Raw genomic sequence first — 19461 nt, 5'->3', positions numbered from 1 at the left:
TCGGGGCAGGGCTGACGGTTCAACCGTTGAGCACATCGCGCCATTCGGGATGGCGATCCATCTGGGCATGGAAAAAGGGGCAGAGCGGAATGATTTTCCAGCCGCCCTTGCGCGCTTCTTCCACAGCATAGAGAGCAAGAGCCTGACCGGCACCGGTGCCACGCATCGCGTCGGGGACTTCCGTGTGATCGATGATGATCAACGTTGGCGAGGCGCGCGAAAATGTCATGATCGCGGGATCTGGGATACCGTCGACCCGGCCGACATAGCGACCGCCCGAACCTGTCTGCTCAAACGAGATGTTCATGAATGTCTCCGTTGCTGCATTGATGGATCCTGAATACCATCGGCCCGTGCCACGCGACAATTGCCAGACTGGCGCACGCAGCGTTCACACCTGGCGGAGGATTTTCGTGTTGATCTGGTTGAAATCTTCTCTGCTCATTCTGGCGCCTGGTTTTCTGGCGCTGGGGATCAGCCTGCCGCTCATGCGATTTGAAAGTTTGTACGTCTTCTCCGAGGAGCCATCGCTGATAACCATCATCGCCTCACTCTGGCAGGGCGGCGACGTCTTGCTGTCGGTGATTGTCGGCCTTGTCTCGGTGGTGTTTCCCTGGATCAAACTGATCGGGCTTGCTGCGGAGCATCTGAATTGCGTTGAACGGCAGGCGGGCGGTTGGGTCGAAAAGCTCGTTCCCGTCCTGTCGCGCTGGTCGATGATGGATGTGCTTCTGGTCGCGCTGGTGATCTTTGCGGCGAAGACAACGGGGCTTGCGCAGGCTTTTTCCCAGCCGGGACTGTGGTTCTATGCCGGGTCGGTTGTGCTTGCCGCTGTTTTGCATCGGTTGCCGGCAAGACGGACGATATCCGGTGCCGTGACACAAAAAAGGTAAAACCGGCAGGGCGAGCCATGCCGGTTTTCCGATGGGGTCTGTTTTGAAAACTGTTTTGTGCCGTTAACGCTCGGCACCGAAAAGCTTAATGGCGATATTGCTGAATTCGGGTTGTCCGCAGGCCCGGAAGGCCATGGTCGGAGATGGAGGACTGCCAGGAGAGGAATTCCTCTACTGTCAGGGTGTAGCGTTCGCAGGCTTCTTCCAGGCTCAACAGGCCACCGCGAACAGCGGCGACAACCTCGGCTTTGCGACGGATTACCCAACGGCGCGTATTGGCCGGGGGCAGATCGGCAATCGTCAGCGGGCTGCCATCGGGACCGATGACATATTTCACTCGGGGGCGGATCATTTCGGTCATTGGACTCTCTATACATACTCAAGACCACACACCTGCATCCTAGAGGCGATGCTTTAAAATTTGCCTAAGCACATTGTAAGCATTTGATAATAATTTCCGCCAACCGAACGCGGATTAGCTACGTCGAATCGACCTCACTCTGCGTAAAGTTGCGGCATTTGCATGGGAGTTATGCAAATGCCCCTCTACTCGCGCGCAACCTTCCGTGGCATTAGGATCGAGAAATCTCTGGTTCGCCTGAAAATGTCATGACCGAGCGGGAAAACTGCTCGGTCAATGGTCGTTTTTTTGTCGCCGCAAGATCGGCGACAGGCCCGGCGGATACAAATCCCTGCATGGGATAGATTCTAGTTCACATGCGTTCAATTCCCGACCGGGTGCATGCCCAGTCGAAAGGAGCTTTATGTTCAGGCCGACAGATTTGACTCGTCGCCACGAGACCGACGAAGACGTATTTCCCTTGGATGCAGGTGTGTCCGGACAGTGGGCTGGCAAGTTGCTGGCTCTGGCGCGCGAGCATGGCTTCCGCCATTGCCTTCTCGCCAGTTTCCCCAAGGGCGATCGGCCGGAGTTTTCCGCCAATCTGCTGGTGACAAACTGGCCGCAGCCGGTGCGGGAAGCCTATGAAGCGGCAGAGATCTTTGCCGGAAGCCTGCTGGTGGCGCGACTCAAGCAGAGCATCATGCCGGTTTTCTTCACCGACAATCTGTTCGTCGGTCAGGCCGCCAACGAACAGCGGGCAAAGCTGGTGGCGCTTTTCGACCAGCACGGCATGGGCGGCAGCCTTGCCTTCAGTCTGCATGACCGGCATCTGGCGCAATATGTCCTGGTGTTTTCCGGCCGTCTGCAACAGCCGGATCGGGCAGAACTGGCAGCAATGCAGTTCGCGGCGATGGAAATGCTGGATCTCGGTGCTGACGAACTCGTTCCACGTTATGGTCCGCGCGAAAAGCTCTCCGCCCGCGAGATCGAATGCCTGCGCTGGTCGGCCGCTGGCAAGAGCAGCGACGAGATCGCCATCATTCTCGATATCTCAACCCATACCGTGGTCAGTTACCTGAAGAGCGCCATGCGCAAGCTCGAAGCGGTCAATCGTATGCAGGCCGTCGCCAGGGCCTGTCGCTTTCGGTTGCTCTGATCGATCGGGTTTCCCGGACTGGACAGAGAAAGACGCCGCGACCCCGTGGCGTCTTTTTTATTGACCAATTGCCTGTGAGCTAAAGCATCATCAGATTGAGCTCGGTTTTGCCATAGCCAAAGGCATATTCGGTTGTGCCGCTGTGATACAGGGTCAACGCATCTCCGCCGTTCAGCCATGCGAGCGTCATCACCGTTGACGTTCCTGCGCCGCCGGCGTGGTGGGCGATATCCTCGCTGGCGTTGCGGCGCAGTGCCACCGCATGACTGCCGGCGCCATTGGCGGTGATCGTCAGCGCCAATAGATAGAAGCCAGCTGCCGGGACGATCACGGGCTTGCCGAAGCCTGACGCAAGCGGTGCGCCCAGGGTCATATCTCCGCCCGACAGATGCAGGAGGTCAAAGCCCGTGGCCGTGCCGCTGGCGGGGGTAAACGTCGCCGTCGTCAGGGCTGCCCGGGCCAGCGGCCGCTGATCAAGGCGCACATAGCCTTCCTCGGAAATGGCGATCGCCTGGCGCCAACCGGTCTCGTCGCCGTTGACCTTGATCGAAAACCGATCATCGCCGGCCAATCCCATTTCGGCGCGGCCCTGCCAATTGGATTGGAAGAGCAGGCTTGCCGTGTCGCCAGCCGATTGCTTGTTGACGGTGAGGCGGTGGCTGTCACCGGCGTGATTGAACAGGCTCGCGGGCGAGGAAATTGCCAGCCTGTTCGAACTGTCCGGGGTGGCGGCGATGCCAAGCCTGTCGAAATTGACCTGAGATGGCAGGGGAGGATCGATCCATTCTTCGCCATTGAAGATTGTCGCCCGTTGTTCGCTGGCGATATAGCCGCGCCAGCCGATGCGTGGTGTGAGGAATACCCATGCGCCATCCTGATAGAGCGCCAATTGGCCCTCGCGACCGAGCCAGGCGCCGCTGGACGGGGCAAGCAGCCAATAGACCTCGCCTTCGGGTGGAGCGGACGGAGGTACGGTGGCAGGGCTCTGGATCACCAACTGGACCAATGCGTCCAGCCGCTGAAGGGCTTCATTGTGCGTGACGTGTTTCTGAGCCTGAGCGGGAAGGATGAAAGGCAGGGCGAGATTGCTGGTCGTGTCGGGCATCGGCGTCTCCGTTTCTCTGTGTCCGCATCCACGATTAAGGCGGAGCGGGGCGGGAAAAGGAGAAGTGTGCGCCTGTTTTTTCCAAGGGGGATGAAGTCACCCCGGATTTGTTGAAAACACGCAGTTTTTCAGAAAACTCATCCCCGCGGCGGCGGGCTTGCCCAGGCAATGAAGTCGGGATTGGCGAAATCGGTCTCGTGAATTCGGTTGCGCTTGCCATAAACGAGCGGCTGGTGATCGGTGGTCAGCGTAATGCCGCCGGCGGCCCTCAGGACTGCGTCGCCGGCGGCCGTATCCCATTCCATCGTGCGGCCGAAGCGTGGGTACAGATCAGCTTCGCCCTCGGCCAGAAGGCAGAATTTCAGCGACGAGCCGACCGTTTGGCGTTCGGGAATGCCGTTGTCGCGGATGTAAGCCTCTGTTGCCTCGCTGTTGTGTGAGCGACTGACCAGGGCGCAGGCCTTGGGATGGATTGGCCGTCCTCGAATGACGGATCGCGATGTGACCTGGAAATGATCGTCGACGATCAGTTTCTCCGCCGTGTCGCCGAAGCCGAGATAGGCAATACCCAGTGCCGGGGCGTAGACCACGCCGATCGTCGGCATGCCCTGGTCGATGAGGGCGATGTTGACGGTGAAATCGTCATGGCCGGCGATGAATTCTCGTGTGCCGTCAAGCGGATCGACCAGCAGGAAGCGCTCGCCCTCCGTTGCCGGCACGTCGCCGGCGGCAACGGCTTCTTCGGCGACGACCGGCAAATGTGGAAGATGGGCGATCAGGTCCGCCAGAATGAGGTTTTCGGCAGCTTCGTCCGCCTCGGTCACCGGTGTGCTGTCGCCTTTGAAGCGCACATCGGGGCCGGCACGATAGATGTCGAGAATGATCCGACCGGCGGCGAGCGCTGCCTGCTCGAAAATCCGCGCGATCGCTGCGTCGTCTGCCACGGTTACGTTTTCTCCTCTACCCGCATCTGTGATTTCACGCTCTGGCGGGTGGTGTAAAGCGATCTCTGACACTATGCCCAGTAGATTGCCCGGACATTAAGGTTTAGTTGCGAGTGGCCGTGCTGCACCGCGATGGAACAAAGCGCAGCATGTCTCAAACAAAACAATTTTCGTCCTGATTGCGCTTGCTCTTTATGACGCCTATGCGAATGTGCGGCGATATTTTCAGAGGATGCTTGATGCGTTATTCGGCCCTTTCAATCTTTCGACAGGCTCTTTCCGGCAATCGCAACTGGGCGCCGATGTGGCGTGAGCCGGAACCCAAGCCGCATTATGACGTGATCATCGTCGGTGGCGGCGGTCATGGTCTGGCGACCGCCTATTATCTCGCCAAGGAATTCGGCATCACCAATGTCGCGGTGCTGGAAAAAAGCTATCTCGGTTCGGGCAATGTCGGCCGTAACACGACGATCATCCGCTCGAACTACCTGCTGGAAGGCAATGAGCCGTTCTACGAGTTTTCGATGAAGCTCTGGGAAGGGCTGGAGCAGGACCTCAACTACAACGCGATGATTTCCCAGCGCGGCATCGTCAATCTCTTCCATTCCGACGGCCAGCGCGACGCCTATGCGCGGCGCGGCAATGCAATGATGATGCACGGTGTTGCCGCCGAACTGCTCGATCGCGAGCAGGTGCGCCGGATGATGCCCTACCTCAACTACGATCACGCACGCTTCCCGATCCTCGGCGGTCTGCTGCAGAAACGCGGTGGCACGGCGCGCCATGATGCCGTTGCCTGGGGTTATGGCCGTGGTGCCGACAGCCGCGGCGTCGACCTGATCCAGAACTGCGAAGTCACCGGCATCCGCCGTGACGAGGCGGGCAATGTGCAAGGCGTCGAGACCAGCCGCGGCTTCATTGGCTGCAACAAGCTGGCGCTGGCGACGGCCGGCCACACTTCCGTCACCGGCAAGATGGCCGGGCTGGAACTGCCGATCGAGACGCATGTGCTGCAGGCCTTCGTGTCGGAAGGCATCAAGCCGGTGATCGACAATGTCATCACCTATGGCGCCGGGCATTTCTACATCTCGCAGTCCGACAAGGGCGGCTTGGTCTTCGGTGCCGACATCGACTATTATTCGTCCTATGCCCAGCGCGGCAACCTGGCGACGGTCGAACATACGATCGAGGAGGGCGTCTCGCTCATTCCAGGCCTGTCGCGCGTCAGGGTCCTGCGCGCCTGGGGTGGCGTCATGGACATGTCGATGGACGGATCGCCGATCATCGACAAGACGCCGATCGACAATCTCTACCTGAACTGCGGCTGGTGTTACGGTGGCTTCAAGGCGACGCCGGCTTCCGGCTTCTGTTTTGCCCATCTGATCGCCAAGAACGAAGCCCATCCTGTTGCCCGTCTGCTCCGGCTCGACCGCTTCAAGCGCGGTTTTGCCGTGGATGAAGGCGGCAAAGGCCCACAACCGAATTTGCATTGAGATCCGATCATGGCCAGTCTTATCACTTGCCCGCATTGCGGGATCCGTCCGAAGGAAGAATTCTCGATCCGTGGAGACGCGAGCCCGGTGCGTCCCGCGGCTGCAGCCTCCGACGATGCCTGGTACGCCTATGTGTTCGTCCGGGACAATCCGAAGGGCCGCATCATCGAACATTGGCATCATTCGGCCGGATGCCGTCGCTGGCTGGTGGTCGAGCGCGACAATGCTGCAAGCCACGAGGTCTATAGCGTGACGGATGCCAGCGTGCATGCCAAGGGAGCTGCCTGATGACCGGTTCGCGTCTGTCTTCCGGCGGCCTCGTCAATCGTGGCCGCAGCCTGGCCTTCACCTTCGACGGCCAGACGATGAAGGGCTTCGAGGGCGATACGCTGGCTTCGGCACTGATCGCCAATGATCAGATGCTGGTCGGCCGTTCGTTCAAGTATCATCGCCCGCGCGGCATCGTCACGGCGGGTTCTTCCGAGCCGAACGCGCTGGTGACGATTGGGACCGGCGGACGCACGGAGCCGAACACGCGGGCGACCGTTGCCGAACTCTACCAGGGCATGGAGGCGAAGAGCCAGAACCGCTGGCCATCGCTGAAATACGATGTCGGCGCGGTCAACAGCCTGTTGTCGCCCTTCCTCAGCGCGGGTTTCTACTACAAGACCTTCATGTGGCCGAAGCCGTTCTGGGAAAAGGTCTACGAGCCGATCATCCGGCGCGCGGCCGGTCTCGGCAAGACGCCGTTCGAGGTCGATCCCGATCGCTACGAAAAGTCCTGGGCGCATTGCGACCTGCTGGTGATCGGCGCGGGGCCAACCGGCCTGATGGCAGCACGGGCTGCGGCGCGGGCCGGCATGCGCGTGATCCTTGCGGATGAGAGCTTTCGCTTCGGCGGTTCGCTGCTCAATGAGCGGGTTTCGGTCGGCGGCATGGCGGCTGCCGATTACGCCCAAAGCGTCGTCGACGAGTTGAAGACGCTTGCCAATGTCACTTTGATGCCACGCACGACCGTATTCGGCTGGTATGACGACAATGTCTTCGGGGCCGTTGAAAAAGTGCAGAAGCATGTGGCACAGCCCTCGTCCGACCTGCCGGTCGAGCGGGTCTGGCGGATCGTTGCCAAGCGCGCGATCCTGGCGTCGGGCGCCGAAGAGCGGCCGCTTGTGTTCGGCGGCAATGACAAACCCGGCGTCATGACGTCCGGCGCGGTTCGCACCTATCTCAACCGCTATGGCGTGGCGGCTGGTCGCGACGTGGCGATCTTCACCAATGGCGGTGCCGGTTATCGGACCGCTGCGGATCTGATTGCCGCTGGCGTCAGTGTCTCGGCGATCATCGACGGACGCGTCCAGTCGGGTGACGACGCGCCAGCCGGTGTCAGGGTCATTCGCGGCGGGGCTGTGGTCGATACCAAGGGACGCCACCGCATTTCCGGCCTGATCGTCGAGCGGTCCGGCCATCAGGAGGAGATATCCTGCGATGCGCTGGCAATGAGCGGCGGATATAGCCCGATCGTGCATCTTGCCTGCCAGCGCGGGGCAAAACCGGTCTGGTCCGACGCGCACCAGGCGTTTCTCGCGCCGGATGTCGGCGGGGGGCTGCGGGTTGCCGGTTCGGCCGCGGGCGTTGCTTCGCTCTCCGCCTGCCTGCGTGACGGGGCAGAAAAGGCGCATGATGCGATCGGCGATCTCGGCCGGCTGGTCGGGCTTGTCGATGTGCCGGAGGTCGAGGGTGAATTCGACGCTGAGTTCTCGCCGCTCTGGTATGTGCCGGGCGCCAAGGACAAGGCCTTTGTCGATTACCAGAACGACGTGCATGTGAAGGACCTGAGCCTTGCCCAGCGCGAGGCGATGGGCCATGTCGAGCATACCAAGCGCTATACGACCGGCGGCATGGCGACCGACCAGGGCAAGCTCGGCAATATCAACACGATCGGCATCATGGCCGGCATGCGTGGCGTGTCGCCGGCCGAAATCGGTACGACGACCTTCCGGCCGTTCTATACGCCGGTTTCCTTCGGGGCTATGGCGGGGACATCCCGGGCCGAACATTCGCGGCCGGTGCGCACCTCGCCGCTGCATGGCTGGGCGAAGAAGCAGGGGGCGGTCTTTGTCGAATCCGGCCTGTGGTATCGCTCGTCCTGGTTCCCGCGTGACGGGGAGAAAACCTGGCGCGAGGCGGTCGATCGCGAAGTGCTGAACGTGCGCGCCAATGCCGGTCTCTGTGACGTGTCGACGCTTGGCAAGATCGAGGTGTTCGGCAAGGATGCGGCGGAATTCCTCAACCGGCTCTATTCCAATGCCTTCCTCAAGCTTCCCGTCGGCAAGGCGCGGTATGGCCTGATGCTGCGCGAGGACGGCATGATCTATGACGACGGCACGACCAGCCGGCTGTCGGACGAGCATTTCTTCGTCACCACGACCACGGCCTATGCTGGCGAGGTGATGACGCATATGGAATTCTGCGCCCAGGCGCTGTGGCCGGATCTCGACGTGCGCTTCGTGTCTTCGTCCGATGAATGGGCGCAGATGGCGATTGCCGGCCCCAAGGCTCGCATCATCCTCGAGCAGATCATCGATCACGACATTTCCAACGAAGCCTTCCCGTTTCTGTCGGCGCGGGAAGTGCTGCTCAAGGGCGGCCTCAAGGGGCGGCTGTTCCGGATTTCGTTTTCCGGCGAACTCGCTTTCGAGCTGGCGGTGCCGGCCAATTACGGCGAGGCGGTTGCCGACGCGATCATGGCGGCGGGCAAATCGCATGGCATCTGCGCCTATGGTGTCGAGGCGCTGAACGTGCTGCGGATCGAGAAGGGGCATGTCACGCATAGCGAGATCGACGGCGCAACGACGCCGGACGATCTGGGGCTCGGCCGAATGTTTTCGACCCAGAAACCGGATTTCATCGGCAAGCGCCTGTCGAGCCGCTTCGGCCTGACTGCGGCCGATCGTCCGCAACTCGTCGGCCTGCGGCCGATCGAGAAGGAGGAGATCAAGGCGGGCGCGCATATTCTGAAGGAAGGGGCGGATCCCTCGATGCGCGCCGACCAGGGTTATGTGACCTCGGTGTGCTATTCGCCGTCGCTGGGGTCTTATATCGGGCTTGCTCTGTTGAAATCGGGACGCGAGCGGATCGGCGAGAAGATCGTCGTCTGGGATGCGCTGCGTGGCCGCGAAACGGTGGCGGAGGTGTGCAATCCGGTGTTCTACGATCCAGACAACAAGAAACTTCATCTGTAAGGAGCAGAGCCATGCCCATGACCTTTGCCAGCCGGCACGTGCTCGAGGATCATATTGCCGGTTTCGAGGCGACACCCAATCCGCATCATTTGTCGATTGTCAGGGCGCCGACGGTTTTCTCCGTCCTGGTGCATGAAGGCCATCAGGCCGATATCGACGAAGCACTGCGCAATCTGGAGGATGTCTCGGTGCGCTCTGTCGGACCGAATGAATGGCTGCTGGTCAGCGAAGAGGTATCCGGCGATGCTCTGGCCCGGCAGTTGAGCGATCTTGGATCGACCAGGGTGTCGTTTGTCGAGCAGAGCGATGGCCGTGTGGTGCTGAGGATCAGTGGTCCGCGGGTCCGCTCGATCCTGCAGAAATGCGTGGCTCTCGATCTGCATGCCGATGTCTTCGAAATCGGCCAATCTGCCAATGCGCTGTTCTGCCATGTCGCGGCTAACCTCGCCCGAACGGGGGAGGATCGATTCGAGATCGTCGTCATGCGCAGTTTTGCAGGCTCCGTGTTCGAGGAGGTCTGCGAGATGGGTCGGGAGTTTGCGATGACGGCGGGTTTTGGCCAGTAAGACCGCGAACGATGGAGTATCCACGTCGCAGTGGTTCATGGGCGATCCTCGATGCGGGTGATCCACGCGTCCAGCCGCTGCGTAACGGGGAGGTAAGTCATACTTAAAGGCATTTGATGTTTCATATCATCTTCGGGTTGCCATGGCTGGTGGTCGTCGTCCGGTTCATCCAACCGTTGCCGTGGATCTGGAGCGTAAAGCTGTCGCTTGTAGTTCTGCTGTTGATGGCGTCCCAGTACCATTTCTTCAGTCGCCTCTCGTCCGGGTCGGTCTTCTCTCCCGAGTTTCCGCGGTCCATCGTGATCGGGTTCAATCTGCTGTTCGGCGCGATCCTACTGCTCGCCGTGTTCCAGCTTCTGTTGGACGCGATCTCGCTGCTGATCCTCTTGGTGAAGGGCTCGTTTCCGGTCGTGCCGGTCGGCATGCGATACGTGATGGGCATCGCCGCCATTGCGCTCTCGGCGCTCGGTGTCAGCCGGGCCATCGTCGTCCCTGATGTCAAGGACATGGAGATTGCCATTCCTGGCCTGCCGCCAGCGTTTGACGGTTACCGCCTCGTGCAACTGACCGACCTTCATATCAGCCGGCTTTTCCCGGCCACATGGACCGAAGCGGTGGTATCGAAAACCAATGCACTCGATGCGGACCTGATCGTGATCACCGGCGACCTGATCGACGGAAGTGTCGAGAACAGGCGCGCCGACGTCGCTCCGCTTGCCCGGCTGATGGCGCCGGATGGGGTTTATACCATTCCGGGAAACCATGAGTATTTTTTCGGTGTCGACAACTGGATGCGACATTTCGAAGGCCAGAACATGCGCATCCTGTCGAACAGCCACGTCGTTCTTGCGCGCGGCGGGGCCGAACTGGTTCTGGCAGGGGTCACCGACCTGTCGGCAGCGAGAACAGGTTCGCTCGCTCCGGATCTGTCTGCCGCATTGCACGGCGCTCCTGCGGATGTACCGGTCGTCCTGCTTGACCACCAGCCGATGCAGGCGGCAAAAGCTGCCAAATCCGGCGTGGCGCTCCAGCTTTCAGGGCACACGCATGGCGGCATGATCGTCGGTCTGGACCGAGTGGTTGGTGCGGCGAACAATGGGTTCGTGTCGGGTCTCTACCAGGTCGGCGGCATGCAGCTCTACGTCAACAATGGCACCGCGCTGTGGCCCGGTTTTGCCCTTCGGCTCGGAACGACCGCCGAACTCACCCGCATCACGCTGCGGCGCGCTGCCCCTTGAGAACCGGCCGTGGCCTTGCTCAGGCTGCGGCGTTATCCGGATAATTTCTTTGTCTTGCGCGACATGTTTCGTCGCAGCATGGGCTTCCGACTTTTCCCGCGCCGCTCTAGCTTCGGACAACAGCCTGTCCGCGCCAAAGGAGCGTTTTATGAAAAGCCATGCAAGGGTCGTCGTCATCGGTGGTGGTGTCGTCGGGTGCTCGGTCCTCTACCATCTGACCAAGTTCGGCTGGACCGATGTCGTGCTTCTGGAGCGCTCGGAGCTGACCTCCGGCTCGACCTGGCATGCAGCGGGCGGCATTCACACGATCAACGGCGACCCGAACGTCGCCAAGCTGCAGAAATACACCGTCGAGCTCTACAAGGAGATCGAGGCGTATTCCGGCCAGGACATCGGCCTGCACATGACCTCCGGCCTGATGCTGGCGGCCACCAAGGAACGCTTCGACTGGATGAAGTCGCTGCTTGCCAAGGGCAAGTATGCCGGTGGCGAAGCGACGCTGATCTCGGCCGAGGAAGCGCATGAAATGATGCCGCTGCTCGATCCGAAGCAGTTCGTCGGCGCGGTCTTCGATCCGCATGAGGGGCATCTCGACCCTTACGGGACGACCCATGCCTATGCGAAGTCGGCGAAGAAGAACGGCGCCGAGATCTATCTGCACACCAAGGTCGAGGATCTGGTGCAGCTGGAGGACGGCACCTGGCGTGTGATCACCGACAAGGGCGAGATCCGCTGCGAACACGTCGTCAACGCCGCGGGTCTCTGGGCGCGCGAAGTCGGCCGCATGGTCGGTCTGGAACTGCCGGTGCTTGCCATGGAGCACATGTATCTGATCACCGAGGACATGCCTGAGGTCATCGAGTTCAACAAGACATCGGGCAAGGAACTGATGCACTGCGTCGACTTCGACGGCGAGATCTATATCCGCCAGGAGCGCAACGGCATGCTGATGGGCACCTATGAAAAGGATTGCCGGCCGTGGTCGCCGATCGAGACGCCGTGGACCTTCGGCCACGAGCTTCTGGCCGAAGACCTGGAGCGCATCACCAATGAGCTGGAAATCGGCTTCCGGCATTTCCCGGCCTTCAACAATGCCGGCATCAAGAAGATCATCAACGGCCCCTTCACCTTCTCGCCCGACGGAAATCCGCTGGTAGGACCGGTGCGCGGCATGACCAATTTCTGGTCGGCCTGCGCCGTCATGGCAGGCTTCTCCCAAGGCGGTGGCGTGGGTCTGGCGCTCGCCAACTGGATCATCGAGGGCGATCCGGGCTTCGACGTCTTTGCCATGGATGTCTGCCGCTACGGCGATTATGCGACGCTTGGCTATACTAATGCCAAGGTCCGCGAGAACTATTCGCGCCGTTTCTCGATCCGCTATCCGAACGAGGAACTGCCGGGCGCGCGTCCGCTGCTGACCACGCCGATCTACGACAAGCTGAAGAGCGCCGGGGCCGTGTTCGGAGCCTCCTACGGCCTGGAGACGCCGCTCTGGTTTGCGCCTGAGGGCGTCGAGGACAAATTTTCCTGGCGTCGCTCGACCGATTTCGAGGCCGTCGGCCGCGAGGCCCAGGCCGTGCGCGACAGTGTTGGCCTGATGGAGACCTCGGGTTTTGCCAAATATACGGTGAGCGGCGAGGGCGCGCGCGACTGGCTCGACCACATGCTCGCGTCTAAGATCCCCCAGGTCGGCCGTATGACGCTGGCACCGATGCTTAACGACGCCGGCAAGCTGATCGGCGATTTCACCGTTGCCAATCTCGACGACGAGGAATTCCTGGTGATCGGTTCCGGCATCGCCGAGGACTATCACATGCGCTGGTTCGAGCAGCATCTGCCCGAAGACAGCTCGGTCGAGCTCAATCCGCTCAATCTCGGCCTGCTTGGCCTCTCAATTGCCGGACCGAAGGCGCGCGACGTGCTGGCCAAGCTGACGCATCTCGACGTCTCGGATGAAGCTTTTGCCTTTATGGATATCCGCGAAATGGATCTTGGCATGGCGCCGGCAATCGTCGGTCGTGTGAGCTATACCGGTGATCTCGGCTATGAAATCTGGATGCGGCCGGAATATCAGCGTTACATTTTCGATCTGCTGATGGAAGCTGGTGCCGAATTCGGGATTTCGCTGTTCGGCCTGCGGGCGCTGAACGCACTGCGCCTGGAAAAAAGCTTCGGCAGCTGGTCGCGCGAATATCGTCCGCTCTATGGGCCGATGGAGGCAGGCCTTGGCCGTTTCGTTTCGCTGAAAAAAGAGGCGAACTTTATCGGCAAGACGGCGGCGATCGAAGAGAAGCTTTCCGGCGGCACGCTGCGCATGCGTACCTTTATTGTCGATGCCAAGGACGCCGACGTGATCGGCGACGAGCCGATCTCGTTTGATGGCGAAGTGCGGGGCTGGGTCACGTCCGGCGGTTATGCGCATCCCAGTGGCGTCTCGGTGGCGATCGGCTACGTGCCGAAGGAGATCGCCGATGAAATTGACGGCTGGGGAATCGAAATCCTTGGCGAGGTCCTTCCTGCACGTCTGCAAGCGCAGCCGCTTTTTGACGCAAATGGGTCGCGAATGAGAAACTGAACCGTTTTCCACAAAGATGGGCTTGCATTGGTAAATATGCACATGGAGCAGGCCGCCTTCGGGCGGCCTGCTGATTTCATGGGCTTTTTCTGCTGTTTTTTTGAGTTCGCTGGTTTTATCCGCGCCAAAGTGTTGGTTAGTGGTAACATTTTGTCGCCGTTTTGCCTTTTTGGCTTCACATTTTCGGACAAAGCGATATGGAATCTCCCGACGCCTAGAACCCGCAAGGGATCAACAAAAATGAGACGCACCACCAAGGCGCGTCCGGGGGATAATATATGGAGTACTTTATCCAGCAGCTCATCAACGGGCTGACTCTTGGATCCATCTATGGCCTTGTGGCTATCGGCTATACGATGGTCTACGGTATCATCGGCATGATCAACTTCGCCCATGGTGATATCTTCATGCTCGGCGGCTTTGCCGCTCTCATCGTCTTCCTCATTCTGACAACTTTCTTCGCCGGTATTCCGGTCGCGCTCGCGCTTCTGATCATGTTGATCGTCGCGATGCTGATGACGAGTTTGTGGAACTGGACGATCGAGCGCGTGGCTTACCGCCCGCTGCGCGGCTCGTTCCGCCTGGCGCCGCTGATCACTGCGATCGGCATGTCGATCGCTCTGTCGAACTTTATTCAGGTGGCGCAGGGACCGCGCAACAAGCCGATCCCGCCACTGATCAGCGACGTGCTGCATATCGGCGCCGTCACGGTGTCGCTGAAGCAGGCAATCATCGTGCTGATCACCAGCGTGCTGCTCTTCGCATTCTGGTATATCGTCAACAAGACGCCGCTAGGCCGCGCCCAGCGCGCCACCGAACAGGACCGCAAGATGGCGGCGCTGCTCGGTGTGGATGTCGACAAGACGATTTCCATCACCTTCGTCATGGGCGCAGCACTGGCCGCAGTCGCGGGCACGATGTACCTGATGTATTACGGTGTTGCCTCGTTCAACGATGGCTTCGTTCCGGGCGTGAAGGCATTCACGGCGGCGGTTCTCGGTGGTATCGGATCCTTGCCGGGCGCTGTTCTCGGCGGCCTGCTGATCGGCCTCATCGAGTCGCTCTGGTCTGCTTACTTCAGCATTGCCTACAAGGATGTCGCGACATTCGGCATCCTGGCTTTCGTGCTGATCTTCAAGCCCACCGGCATCCTCGGCCGGCCGGAAGTCGAGAAGGTTTGATCCCATGACAACTTCTGTAAACGAAACTGGTGCCGCTTCGTCCGGCACGATGGCGCGCGCGTTGAAGGAAGGCCTGTTCGCCGGTCTTCTGTCGCTCGGCCTGTTCAGCCTCTTCATCGGCATCAAGACTGACCAGAACATTTCCAACCAGCTGATCTGGTATCCGCGTTGGGGTCTTCTGGCGATCTTCGTCATCGTCGCCGCCGTCGGTCGTTTTGCCATTGTTGCCTTCGCGCAGCCGTGGCTTGCCGCCCGAAGGGCGAGCAAGGCTGCTGCTCCGGCCGCCGATCTCGATGCCCAGCCGTCCTTCTTCAAGACGCATTTCCTGAAGATCGCCCTGGTGGCCCTGATCCTCTATCCGCCTGTCATCGTTGCCTTGACCGGTGTCCAGGGCTCGCTGAAATATGTCGACAACTTCGGCATCCAGATCCTGATCTACGTCATGCTGGCCTGGGGTCTCAACATTGTCGTCGGCCTCGCCGGTCTTCTCGACCTGGGTTATGTCGCCTTTTACGCCGTCGGTGCCTATACCTACGCGCTTTTGGCGCAGAATTTCGGCCTGTCGTTCTGGATCCTGCTGCCGCTCTCGGGTGTTCTGGCTGCCTTCTGGGGGATCATTCTGGGCTTTCCGGTCCTGCGGCTTCGCGGCGACTATCTGGCGATCGTGACGCTGGCATTCGGTGAAATCATCCGCCTTGTGCTGATCAACTGGACGGATGTCACCAGGGGTACGTTCGGTATCTCCAGCATCCCGAAGGCGACCTTGTTCGGCATGCCTTTCGATGCGTCGCCGGGCGGCTTCGCCAAGACATTCGGTCTGCCGATGTCGTCGGCCTACTACAAGATCTACCTGTTCTACGTGATCCTGCTCCTGTGCGGCATTACGGCCTATGTGACGATCAAGCTGCGTCGCATGCCGATCGGTCGTGCCTGGGAAGCGCTGCGCGAAGACGAAATCGCCTGCCGCTCCCTCGGGATCAACACGGTCACGACCAAGCTGACGGCGTTTTCGATCGGTGCGATGTTCGGTGGCTTTGCCGGTTCGTTCTTTGCGGCGCGCCAGGGTTTCGTGTCGCCGGAAAGTTTCGTCTTTCTCGAATCCGCGGTTATCCTTGCGATCGTCGTTCTTGGCGGCATGGGTTCGCTGACGGGTATCGCGGTCGCTGCGATCGTGATGATCGGTGGCACGGAGGCCCTGCGCGAAATGGAGTTCCTGAAGCATGTCTTCGGACCTGACTTCACGCCGGAACTCTACCGCATGCTGCTGTTCGGCCTGGCGATGATCGTGGTCATGCTGTTCAAACCGCGCGGTTTCGTCGGCAGCAGAGAACCGACAGCCTTCCTCAAGGAGCGCAAGGCCGTCTCGGGCAGCTTTACCAAGGAAGGTCACGGCTGATGACTTCCGGAACTGAAACGATGAACAAAGACACCATCCTGAAAGTCGAGCATCTGTCGATGCGCTTTGGCGGCCTGATGGCCATCAATGACTTCTCTTTCGAAGCCAAGCGCGGTGAAATCACCGCGCTGATCGGCCCGAACGGCGCCGGCAAGACCACCGTGTTCAACTGCATTACCGGCTTCTACAAGCCGACCATGGGCATGATCACGCTCAACCAGAAGGACGGCAGCCAGTATCTGCTCGAGCGGCTTCCGGATTTCGAGATCCCGAAGAAGGCAAAGGTCGCCCGGACGTTCCAGAATATCCGGCTGTTTTCGGGTCTGACCGTGCTGGAAAACCTTTTGGTCGCCCAGCACAATGCGCTGATGAAGGCGTCCGGCTATACGGTGCTGGGCCTGCTCGGCCTGCCGGCCTACAAGAGGGCCGCAGATGCGGCGATCGAGAAGGCACGCTACTGGCTGGAAAAAGCAGATCTCGTCGATCGTGCCGATGACCCGGCCGGGGACTTGCCCTATGGCGCGCAGCGCCGTCTGGAAATCTGCCGCGCCATGTGCACCGGGCCTGAGCTTCTTTGCCTCGACGAACCGGCTGCGGGTCTCAATCCGAAGGAATCGCTGACGCTCAACGCTTTGCTGCGCAGCATCAGTGCGGAGGGGACGTCTCTGCTCCTGATCGAGCACGACATGTCCGTCGTCATGGAGATTTCGGACCATGTGGTCGTGCTGGAATATGGCAAGAAGATTTCCGACGGTACGCCGGATCATGTGAAAAACGACCCGAAGGTGATCGCCGCCTATCTGGGTGTCGAGGATGAAGAATTGGAAGACGCAATTTCCGAAGTGGAAGCTGTTGCCGAAGAAGTGTCGGGGGAGAAGAACTGATGTCCTCCGAAGCACTTCTCAAGGTACAGGGTGTCGAAACCTATTACGGCAATATCCGCGCCCTTGGCGGTGTCGATGTTGAAGTCAAGCAGGGTGAGATCGTCGCGCTGATCGGTGCAAACGGTGCCGGCAAGTCGACGCTGATGATGACGATCTGTGGCAGCCCGCAGGCGCGCGCCGGCCAGATCATCTTCGACGGCGAGGATATCACCAAGCTGCCGATGCATCTGATTGCCCGTCGCCGTATCGCCCAGTCGCCGGAAGGTCGCCGGATCTTCCCACGCATGACCGTCATGGAAAATCTCCAGATGGGGGCGGGGCTCGACAACCTTAAATATTTCAACGAGGACGTGGAGAAGATTTTCACCATGTTCCCGCGCTTGAAAGAACGCCAGAGCCAACGGGGCGGCACGCTTTCGGGCGGCGAGCAGCAGATGCTCTCCATTGGCCGCGCGCTGATGTCGCGTCCGAAGCTGCTGCTTCTCGACGAGCCCTCGCTCGGCCTGGCGCCGTTGATCGTCAAGGGCATTTTTGAGGCGATCAAGAAGCTCAACAAGGAAGAGGGGCTGACCGTCTTTCTCGTCGAGCAGAATGCATTTGCGGCGCTGAAGCTGTCTGACCGTGCCTATGTCATGGTCAACGGCAAGGTGACGATGAGCGGCAGCGGGAAAGAGCTTTTGGCGGACCCGCAGGTTCGTGCGGCTTATCTCGAAGGCGGCCATCACTGAGCGCGGAGGAACTGACATGCAAGGATTGTTTTTCGAGACGGATACCGGTGTTCGCACCGTGCTGCGCTTCCTCGTTCTGCTGATCGGATTCTGGACCGCATGGCGGACCGGCAAGGCCGTGGCCGAGGGCTGGCAGGGCTATGCAACGGTGTTTGTCTATGTACTTGGACTTGGCGTGGTGATGCGCTTCCTGCACTTCTCATTGTTTGCAGGACCGTTCATCAGCCCCTTCTACTACGTCATCGACGTGGTGCTTCTGCTCGCTCTTGCTGTGGCTGGTTTCCAGTCGCGCAGGACGACCCAGATGGTCGATAACTACTACTGGCTATACGAGAGGACTTCCTATTTCTCGTGCAAGAAGAAAGATTGACAAGCTGTTGTTTTCTGTCCCAGATTGGCGGCAGAGGCGATGGCCCCTAATAAGAGTGGAACAGTTTTCCGGCGCGGTGTCAGCGGGTATTGCGCAGGGTTTTGAAAATCTAAACCCGCATAAAAACTTGGGAGTTACAATATGAAGAAGTCTCTTCTCTCGGCAGTGGCCCTGTCGGCGATGGTCGCCTTCAGCGGCAACGCTTGGGCAGACATTCTCGTCGGCGTCGGCGGCCCGCTGACAGGCCCGAACGCGGCTTTCGGCGCTCAGCTCCAGAAGGGTGCTGAACAGGCTGCTGCAGACATCAATGCTGCTGGCGGCATCAACGGCGAGCAGATCAAGATCGTGCTCGGCGACGACGTTTCCGACCCGAAGCAGGGCATCTCTGTCGCCAACAAGTTCGTTGCTGACGGCGTGAAGTTTGTTGTCGGTCACTTCAACTCGGGCGTTTCGATCCCGGCGTCTGAAGTCTATGCCGAAAACGGCATTCTCGAAATCACTCCGGCTGCAACCAACCCGGTCTTCACCGAGCGCGGCCTGTGGAACACCTTCCGCACTTGCGGCCGTGACGACCAGCAGGGCGCCGTTGCCGGTGCCTACCTTGCTGAGAAGTTCAAGGACGCCAAGATTGCTGTCGTTCATGACAAGACCCCGTACGGCCAGGGCCTTGCTGACGAAACCAAGAAGGCGATGAACGCTCTCGGCCTGACAGAAGTCATGTACGAAGGCGTCACCACCGGTGACAAGGACTTCTCGGCCCTCATCGCCAAGATGAAGGAAGCCGGCGTTTCGATCATCTATTGGGGTGGTCTGCACACCGAAGCTGGTCTGATCATCCGTCAGGCTGCTGACCAGGGCCTCAAGGCAACGCTCGTATCGGGCGACGGTATCGTTTCGAACGAACTGGCTTCGATCGCCGGCGACGCTGTCGAAGGTACGCTCAACACCTTCGGTCCTGACCCGACACTGAACCCTGCCAACAAGGAACTCGTCGAAAAGTTCAAGGCTTCGGGCTTCAATCCGGAAGCTTACACGCTCTATTCCTACGCTGCCATGCAGACGATCGCTGCCGCCGCCAAGGCTGCCGGTTCCAACGACGCTGAAGCCGTTGCTGCTGCGATGAAGGAAAAGGGTCCGTTCCCGACAGCTCTCGGTGACATGTCGTTCGACGAAAAGGGTGACCCGAAGGTTCCTGGCTACGTCATGTACGAATGGAAGAAGGGCCCAGACGGCAACTTCACCTACATCCAGCAGGGAACGTGATACCTGCCTGAATGAACCAAGAAGCCCGGTCGAGAGACCGGGCTTTTTTGATGCCTTTGCTTTGCCATGCCCTGGCCGGGCCAG

The 19461-nt window shown here is 60.0% G+C and carries 18 protein-coding genes; 14 read left to right on the top strand and 4 right to left on the bottom strand.

The features are described 5' to 3' along the window. Positions 1-19 precede the first annotated feature (19 nt). The gene (locus LQ231_RS16490; RefSeq protein WP_230172259.1) at positions 20-307 is read right to left on the bottom strand and encodes a GNAT family N-acetyltransferase; all 288 of its coding nucleotides are present in this window, start codon (positions 305-307) and stop codon (positions 20-22) included. Between LQ231_RS16490 and LQ231_RS16485 the strand changes: the two genes are divergently transcribed. Continuing rightward, positions 306-893: a paraquat-inducible protein A gene (locus LQ231_RS16485; RefSeq protein ID WP_230172257.1), complete on the top strand. Its 588-nt coding sequence runs from the start codon at positions 306-308 to the stop codon at positions 891-893. The genes LQ231_RS16490 and LQ231_RS16485 overlap by 2 nt on opposite strands. Before the next feature lie 85 nt (positions 894-978). Here LQ231_RS16485 and LQ231_RS16480 read toward each other — a convergent pair whose 3' ends face one another. After that, positions 979-1254 (bottom strand): DUF1153 domain-containing protein, encoded by a 276-nt coding sequence (locus LQ231_RS16480; protein ID WP_007606379.1) that lies wholly within the window; start codon positions 1252-1254, stop codon positions 979-981. 472 nt (positions 1255-1726) lie between these two features. Here LQ231_RS16480 and LQ231_RS16475 point away from each other — a divergent pair, with 472 nt between their 5' ends. After that, complete coding sequence (locus LQ231_RS16475) at positions 1727-2392, top strand: LuxR family transcriptional regulator (protein WP_230172255.1); 666 nt, start codon at positions 1727-1729, stop codon at positions 2390-2392. A gap of 79 nt (positions 2393-2471) precedes the next feature. Here the strand turns inward: LQ231_RS16475 and LQ231_RS16470 are convergent, their stop codons facing one another. Both LQ231_RS16470 and cysQ read right to left on the bottom strand, forming a co-directional pair. After that, the gene (locus tag LQ231_RS16470; protein ID WP_230172254.1) at positions 2472-3497 is read right to left on the bottom strand and encodes a DUF2793 domain-containing protein; all 1026 of its coding nucleotides are present in this window, start codon (positions 3495-3497) and stop codon (positions 2472-2474) included. A gap of 137 nt (positions 3498-3634) precedes the next feature. Next, positions 3635-4441, bottom strand: coding sequence for a 3'(2'),5'-bisphosphate nucleotidase CysQ (gene cysQ / locus LQ231_RS16465; RefSeq protein ID WP_230172253.1), 807 nt, complete (start codon positions 4439-4441; stop codon positions 3635-3637). 239 nt (positions 4442-4680) lie between these two features. Between cysQ and LQ231_RS16460 the strand changes: the two genes are divergently transcribed. From LQ231_RS16460 to LQ231_RS16405, 12 genes are all read left to right on the top strand, one after another. Beyond that, on the top strand, positions 4681-5934 hold the full coding sequence (locus tag LQ231_RS16460; RefSeq protein ID WP_113142033.1) for a sarcosine oxidase subunit beta family protein: 1254 nt from the start codon (positions 4681-4683) through the stop codon (positions 5932-5934). 9 nt (positions 5935-5943) lie between these two features. Further along, on the top strand, positions 5944-6222 hold the full coding sequence (locus LQ231_RS16455; protein ID WP_230172252.1) for a sarcosine oxidase subunit delta: 279 nt from the start codon (positions 5944-5946) through the stop codon (positions 6220-6222). Then, positions 6222-9176, top strand: a complete 2955-nt coding sequence (locus LQ231_RS16450) for a sarcosine oxidase subunit alpha family protein (protein WP_230172249.1) — start codon at positions 6222-6224, stop codon at positions 9174-9176. Before LQ231_RS16455 ends, LQ231_RS16450 begins: the two co-directional genes overlap by 1 nt. 11 nt (positions 9177-9187) lie before the next feature. Then, entirely contained in the window at positions 9188-9742 is a 555-nt protein-coding gene (locus tag LQ231_RS16445) for a sarcosine oxidase subunit gamma family protein (RefSeq protein WP_230172248.1), read from the top strand. Positions 9743-9858: 116 nt separating this feature from the next. Beyond that, positions 9859-10980 (top strand): metallophosphoesterase, encoded by a 1122-nt coding sequence (locus LQ231_RS16440; protein ID WP_230172247.1) that lies wholly within the window; start codon positions 9859-9861, stop codon positions 10978-10980. A gap of 148 nt (positions 10981-11128) precedes the next feature. Further along, on the top strand, positions 11129-13555 hold the full coding sequence (locus LQ231_RS16435; RefSeq protein WP_230172246.1) for an FAD-dependent oxidoreductase: 2427 nt from the start codon (positions 11129-11131) through the stop codon (positions 13553-13555). A 278-nt stretch (positions 13556-13833) separates the two neighbouring features. Next, complete coding sequence (locus LQ231_RS16430; RefSeq protein WP_113142027.1) at positions 13834-14736, top strand: branched-chain amino acid ABC transporter permease; 903 nt, start codon at positions 13834-13836, stop codon at positions 14734-14736. 4 nt (positions 14737-14740) lie between these two features. After that, a complete protein-coding gene (gene livM / locus LQ231_RS16425) occupies positions 14741-16132 on the top strand; it encodes a high-affinity branched-chain amino acid ABC transporter permease LivM (RefSeq protein ID WP_113142026.1) in 1392 nt (463 codons plus the stop codon). Continuing rightward, positions 16132-17016 carry an ABC transporter ATP-binding protein gene (locus LQ231_RS16420; RefSeq protein WP_113142025.1) on the top strand — a complete coding sequence of 295 codons (885 nt, stop codon included), beginning with the start codon at positions 16132-16134 and terminating at the stop codon, positions 17014-17016. The genes livM and LQ231_RS16420 overlap by 1 nt, the downstream gene beginning before the upstream one ends. Next, on the top strand, positions 17016-17744 hold the full coding sequence (locus tag LQ231_RS16415) for an ABC transporter ATP-binding protein (protein ID WP_113142024.1): 729 nt from the start codon (positions 17016-17018) through the stop codon (positions 17742-17744). The genes LQ231_RS16420 and LQ231_RS16415 overlap by 1 nt, the downstream gene beginning before the upstream one ends. 16 nt (positions 17745-17760) lie before the next feature. Beyond that, positions 17761-18114, top strand: a complete 354-nt coding sequence (locus tag LQ231_RS16410; RefSeq protein WP_113142023.1) for a DUF6867 family protein — start codon at positions 17761-17763, stop codon at positions 18112-18114. 141 nt (positions 18115-18255) lie between these two features. After that, entirely contained in the window at positions 18256-19377 is a 1122-nt protein-coding gene (locus LQ231_RS16405) for a branched-chain amino acid ABC transporter substrate-binding protein (protein WP_113142022.1), read from the top strand. Positions 19378-19461: the final 84 nt, after the last annotated feature.

It is taken from the genome of Rhizobium sp. CECT 9324 (genome assembly GCF_918741265.1).
In the GTDB taxonomy this organism is placed as follows: domain Bacteria; phylum Pseudomonadota; class Alphaproteobacteria; order Rhizobiales; family Rhizobiaceae; genus Allorhizobium.
This window is presented reverse-complemented; position numbering and strand designations above follow the sequence as displayed.

Coding starts and splice junctions, on each gene's coding strand:
- LQ231_RS16460 (WP_113142033.1), top strand. CDS start 4,681: ATGCGTTATTCGGCCCTTTCAATCTTTCGACAGGCTCTTTCCGGCAAT.
- LQ231_RS16470 (WP_230172254.1), bottom strand. CDS start 3,497: ATGCCCGACACGACCAGCAATCTCGCCCTGCCTTTCATCCTTCCCGCT.
- LQ231_RS16450 (WP_230172249.1), top strand. CDS start 6,222: ATGACCGGTTCGCGTCTGTCTTCCGGCGGCCTCGTCAATCGTGGCCGC.
- LQ231_RS16435 (WP_230172246.1), top strand. CDS start 11,129: ATGAAAAGCCATGCAAGGGTCGTCGTCATCGGTGGTGGTGTCGTCGGG.
- livM (WP_113142026.1), top strand. CDS start 14,741: ATGACAACTTCTGTAAACGAAACTGGTGCCGCTTCGTCCGGCACGATG.
- LQ231_RS16455 (WP_230172252.1), top strand. CDS start 5,944: ATGGCCAGTCTTATCACTTGCCCGCATTGCGGGATCCGTCCGAAGGAA.
- LQ231_RS16480 (WP_007606379.1), bottom strand. CDS start 1,254: ATGACCGAAATGATCCGCCCCCGAGTGAAATATGTCATCGGTCCCGAT.
- LQ231_RS16405 (WP_113142022.1), top strand. CDS start 18,256: ATGAAGAAGTCTCTTCTCTCGGCAGTGGCCCTGTCGGCGATGGTCGCC.
- LQ231_RS16440 (WP_230172247.1), top strand. CDS start 9,859: ATGTTTCATATCATCTTCGGGTTGCCATGGCTGGTGGTCGTCGTCCGG.
- LQ231_RS16415 (WP_113142024.1), top strand. CDS start 17,016: ATGTCCTCCGAAGCACTTCTCAAGGTACAGGGTGTCGAAACCTATTAC.
- LQ231_RS16410 (WP_113142023.1), top strand. CDS start 17,761: ATGCAAGGATTGTTTTTCGAGACGGATACCGGTGTTCGCACCGTGCTG.
- LQ231_RS16445 (WP_230172248.1), top strand. CDS start 9,188: ATGCCCATGACCTTTGCCAGCCGGCACGTGCTCGAGGATCATATTGCC.
- LQ231_RS16490 (WP_230172259.1), bottom strand. CDS start 307: ATGAACATCTCGTTTGAGCAGACAGGTTCGGGCGGTCGCTATGTCGGC.
- LQ231_RS16420 (WP_113142025.1), top strand. CDS start 16,132: ATGACTTCCGGAACTGAAACGATGAACAAAGACACCATCCTGAAAGTC.
- LQ231_RS16430 (WP_113142027.1), top strand. CDS start 13,834: ATGGAGTACTTTATCCAGCAGCTCATCAACGGGCTGACTCTTGGATCC.
- LQ231_RS16485 (WP_230172257.1), top strand. CDS start 306: ATGAATGTCTCCGTTGCTGCATTGATGGATCCTGAATACCATCGGCCC.